Source organism: Mesorhizobium sp. M0664, assembly GCF_040320565.1.
In the GTDB taxonomy this organism is placed as follows: Bacteria; Pseudomonadota; Alphaproteobacteria; order Rhizobiales; family Rhizobiaceae; genus Mesorhizobium.
On the sequence record NZ_JAMYPW010000094.1, the window covers coordinates 1 to 4,271 of the forward strand.

A 4,271-nucleotide genomic window follows, 5' to 3' on the forward strand; every position below is an offset into this window, starting at 1 on the left:
TCACCACCGTGCCATGGCCGCTCGCCCCTCAGAGCAAGAGCCGTTCTCTCTCCAAAACTTTTTGCAGAACCTTCAGCACACTATCCCCCCCAGGCGGGTGACAGCTGCTCGATCATGCTCTGAAGGTCGCATTTGCCGATCGGTGTTATTGGGCTAAGCCGTTTGTAGTCAGCTTGCCTCGGAGCTTATAATATCCGTGTCGAACTTGCCCGCCCGTCGAGCTGAAGCTCTACGCATCCTACACGACGCCGATCGATGAGTAACGGATGATCACCTCGTCCTGACGAAAGCGTCGCTCGAGGTCAGCACGGCGTGTTCGCCAAGCCCGCAGATCAATTTCCTCCGTCATCACTTCGAAGATGACGATTTCATCGTTGCTGCACTGGTCGCCTTGCCGCCACAGCCTTTCTGCAGGTGCCTGCAAAAAAGCTGTGACACCGGCGAACTGCTGGGCCAGTTCCTCTTTGAGCCGGTTGAATTCCTGTTTGGGGAACGGTCTGCCGGAATTGTCCGCCCGAGGTAAGAGGATTTGAATAAGATACATGATGAAACCCGACGATCCAGAACGGTCGCCGTGCCTCTTCGTTCCTCATGATTTGCTCTCGGTGTCAGAGCTAGGCGCCATGTACCTATAAGTCACGGTCGGCCGTGTTCGGCCTGGGACCAATGCTCGCCCCGAACATTTGCAAGATAGTTGTGAATGTCGGTGGCAGCCACCGCTGCGTGGCCGAATGCTACGGCAAGCTGATTGATCTCGTTGACGACATCTCCGGCTGCATAAAGTCCGCGGACCGCGGTGCGCTGGCGCGAATCCACGACGAGATTGCCCGCTTTGTCACAGCATCCACCAAGGTCGACCGCAAGCCTCGAGCGGATGGTCGAGCCCATCGCAGGGTAGATGGTCTCAAACGAGAGCGTTGCGCCGTCGATGAGTTCCACTACCGCCTCCCGGCCCGTGGCGCAAACGGCATTGGGTCTGCAGACGCCGATCTTGATTCCGGCCCTCTTAACTTTGGTACGCTCTTGCGGGGAGGGCTCGGATGGATCAGTAATCAGGAGGGTCAGATCCTGAGTGAAGGTGCGCATGAACAACGCCTTTTTTACCGCGTGTTCGGCTGGTCCGATGACGGCCACTCGTTTGTCGATGGCTTCATAGCCGTCGCAGATAGGGCACAATCGCAAGACGCCAGCTTGGATCATGTCGGTAGCGCCAGGAAGATCCGGGAGGATGTCAACAACGCCGGTAGCAATGAGCACCGAGCGGGCACGAATGGGAGATAAAGCGGCCGCCAAAAACCCAGCCTTCGTTTTGCGAAGGGATACGATCGTGTCGTGGACCACGCTTGCGCCGAATCGAGTGGCCTGCAGTTGAAGGCGGCCAAGCAGGTCAGGGCCGGTGATGCCGTCTGGAAAGCCTGGGCAGTTGCGCGTCAAGGGAATCCACTTTGCACGGCTTTCATCTGCGTCGACAACAATTACTCGCCTTCGAAATCTTCCAAGGTAAGTCGCAGCCGCGAGCCCGGATGGCCCGCCACCTACGATGAGGCAGTCGAAGCTTCCTTCATTGCGGCTCGTGTCCCGGTTGACCATGCCAGAAATCCTGAAACACAAGGCTGCCCCGCGAGGGGCACAGCCGTACGCCGTTAAAGAACGCGGGGCAGCCCATTTGGTTACAGTGTGGAGTGCTCCCTAATCGCCGACAGTTCAGCTATTGAGATCACATCTTGGCTAAAACAAGCTTCGCCTGGTGAGGCATAGAGATAGTCGAAGTGGCGCGGGAGTTTTGCATCGCCAAAGCCTCTCTTATTGCGCAGACATCGCCTGGATTTGTGGGGAAGTCTTGCCGGTCAAATCAACGTCTAGCAGGCGTAGCGCAAGGTCGGGAACAACAGAATCGGTTCGCCGAGGCGCTCGTGCCGTCAGTGGCGCGGCATCACCGGGCTATCTTCGGCCGGATCGACATAGCGGCCGACGGAATTGAGGTAGGCGATAATTTGCCGCTTCAGGTGCCGACGGCAGCCATATGTTTGGTCGAGACGCCTCAATTGCGGCTGGATGGCTTCAAGGCGATGGAGAGAAAGATCGGCGTCGCCAATGACGCAGCCGAAATCCCCAACCGCGCAGATCTCGCACCCAAGGGCAACGATGTCCGGGACGAATAGTGGAATCTGGTCGGTTTTCATCTGTTTCATGCTCGTGACCCGGGTGCGTATAGGAGGCTACGCACCTGCGGCGCACCGCGCAACGGCAGAAATGCGAGCGTGCACGGCGTCGCGATCAGGTGTGACTTAGCTGTGGAGCATAGGCGTGGACGCCGCCGGGCTAGCCATTTTGCGTTGTAGGAATACTTTGCCGGTGCGCGTTATGACAGCACGATTTCGACATTGTCGCCTGTTGGCGCGTTGTCGCCGCCGGCCTGAGAAATTCGGCTTCGGTCGGCTGCCGGCTCTACGATCTTGCCCGGTAGATAGGCGGCGCGGTGTCGGGCGTATAGGTCAACACGACACGATTGCCACTGCACTTTGCGTGAGCTTGGAATCAGATCATCCGCCGTTGCGGCGCCTTCGGTCGAGTTTAGCCTTCAGCCTTCCAAGATCGAGCGGCTGATTGTGGTGGCATTGTGGATTGTGGGAATACGCATGGATCTCCATGCGCTCGTCCGTCAGCCCCTGAACTGTCCAGCCGCTTGCCGGACTCATCCCGGGAACCGTTCGGTGGTCCAATGGATCTTGCCGTCGATCTTCATTGGCTTCTGGATGATCAGCCGCTTCGGCAGGTGCTCCGGATGCACTTCGAGCAGCGTAATCTTCACCGTCGGCTTGCAGCGGCTGCAGTCGAACTTCAGCGTTAGTGGATCGACGCCACCACCATCATCAGGTCGGCGGAACGGCAGTAGGGGACGTTGCCGCAGCTGCATTCAGCCTTGCCGAGCTTATTGTGCCGGGTCGCCTTGCCCGGCGTGACATTGGTTCGTGCGCCATGAGAACAGAGAAGAAACATCTTCTTGGTCGTCAAGACTGGCTGTGGAATCTTTTCAACCAAATCTGGGCAGAGAAACTAGCAATTAGCGACGAACTGATCCGTGTTCCCGGCGCAATAGAGCCCCTCGACCAGAGTTACAAAAATTGAGCTTCTTCGGGGAACAGTCTTTCTGTCTGCCTGTTGGATGTGCCAGGCGCATCCCGCGCATTCAGACAGGAGAAAGAAGATGAAACGCATCCTTTTTGCTTCGGCCGTGCTGGCGGTGTCGGCCGGGCTTTCCTTTGCCCAGACGACCAGCGGAACTTCGAGCGGAACCTCGACCACGACAACCATGCCCAGCACGACGGATCAGGGCACCGGCACGACGAGCAGCGGCACCAACATGTCCGGCGATCAAGGCACCGACACGACCACGACCAGCGGCACCCCAAATGCGAACTCGGCCAGAGACTGCGCGCCCGGCCAGCAGACTGGCAGCGCTCAGCAGGCGGCGCCTGGTCAGCAGGACACGACAGCCAATACCGCCGCGCCGGGTCAGGTGAAAAAGACCGACCAGGGTTGTTGATGGCACATCGGCTCGGCTGGCGAGCAAGTTGCCGCCAGCCGAGCATCAGTTGAGGAACCGTGCGCTTGAAGGCAATGCAGCGGCGAGACCGAGCCGCGTGCGCTCCGCCGCAATGGTTCGGAACCCAACCCTGCGTGGGGATTCCTGTGGCGGAGTTGAATCGTGATCGTCGCGCAGCCGTACCAGCAGTGGCGCCAGCAGGCCCGCCGCGTGCGTTGGCGAAATACCGCATCCAATCGGGCGCGCGCCAGCTTCGTTGCTCTGTCAGCTCGTCCTTGCGTGACCGGGTAATGCCGAACCGATTGGTCGAGCCTTTGTTCCTGTGGTGGACCGTCCGGAGCTGGGTGGCGAATGAGGAACAAGGAGGGCCGTGCCAAGTTCGGGGCGATATACCACCGCCGCCGATCGACTCGAGCGGCTGCTCAGCAACAATAGAGGCACGGGATCATATGACCGTTCAGATTCGACTTTCCGAGACCGACTACGCCAGGCGCGAGGATCGTGGCGACGGCGCTTGGAGCATCGCACCGGACTTGGGCTATTTGCGGCTAGCAATCGTCAATGTCGTGCTCTTCGGCGCACCGGGCAGCGGAGATCGGAACTGGATGCTGATCGATACCGGGTTGCCGACGTCCCGCAGCAGCATTCTTGCGGTCGCGGAAAAGCGGTTTGGCACGAACGCACGGCCGGCCGCGATCATCCTGACCCACGGCCATTTCGACCA

At 59.3% G+C, this 4,271-nt stretch carries 6 protein-coding genes; 2 read left to right on the forward strand and 4 right to left on the reverse strand.

The window, feature by feature from the left end; genetic code table 11:
- Positions 1–238: 238 nt before the first annotated feature.
- From NKI39_RS33945 to NKI39_RS33960, 4 genes are all read right to left on the reverse strand, one after another.
- Entirely contained in the window at positions 239–544 is a 306-nt protein-coding gene (locus tag NKI39_RS33945) for a hypothetical protein (protein WP_352837481.1), read from the reverse strand.
- Between the two features lie 92 nt (positions 545–636).
- Positions 637–1,590, reverse strand: a complete 954-nt coding sequence (locus NKI39_RS33950; RefSeq protein WP_352837484.1) for an NAD(P)/FAD-dependent oxidoreductase — start codon at positions 1,588–1,590, stop codon at positions 637–639.
- Positions 1,591–1,919: 329 nt separating this feature from the next.
- Complete coding sequence (locus tag NKI39_RS33955) at positions 1,920–2,192, reverse strand: Y4lK-related protein (RefSeq protein WP_352837487.1); 273 nt, start codon at positions 2,190–2,192, stop codon at positions 1,920–1,922.
- A 503-nt stretch (positions 2,193–2,695) separates the two neighbouring features.
- Positions 2,696–2,917 carry a hypothetical protein gene (locus NKI39_RS33960; RefSeq protein WP_352837489.1) on the reverse strand — a complete coding sequence of 74 codons (222 nt, stop codon included), beginning with the start codon at positions 2,915–2,917 and terminating at the stop codon, positions 2,696–2,698.
- Positions 2,918–3,208: 291 nt separating this feature from the next.
- Between NKI39_RS33960 and NKI39_RS33965 the strand changes: the two genes are divergently transcribed.
- Entirely contained in the window at positions 3,209–3,547 is a 339-nt protein-coding gene (locus NKI39_RS33965) for a hypothetical protein (protein ID WP_352837492.1), read from the forward strand.
- A gap of 449 nt (positions 3,548–3,996) precedes the next feature.
- The coding region (locus NKI39_RS33970; protein WP_352837495.1) for an MBL fold metallo-hydrolase at positions 3,997–4,271 on the forward strand (275 nt) is incomplete at its 3' end.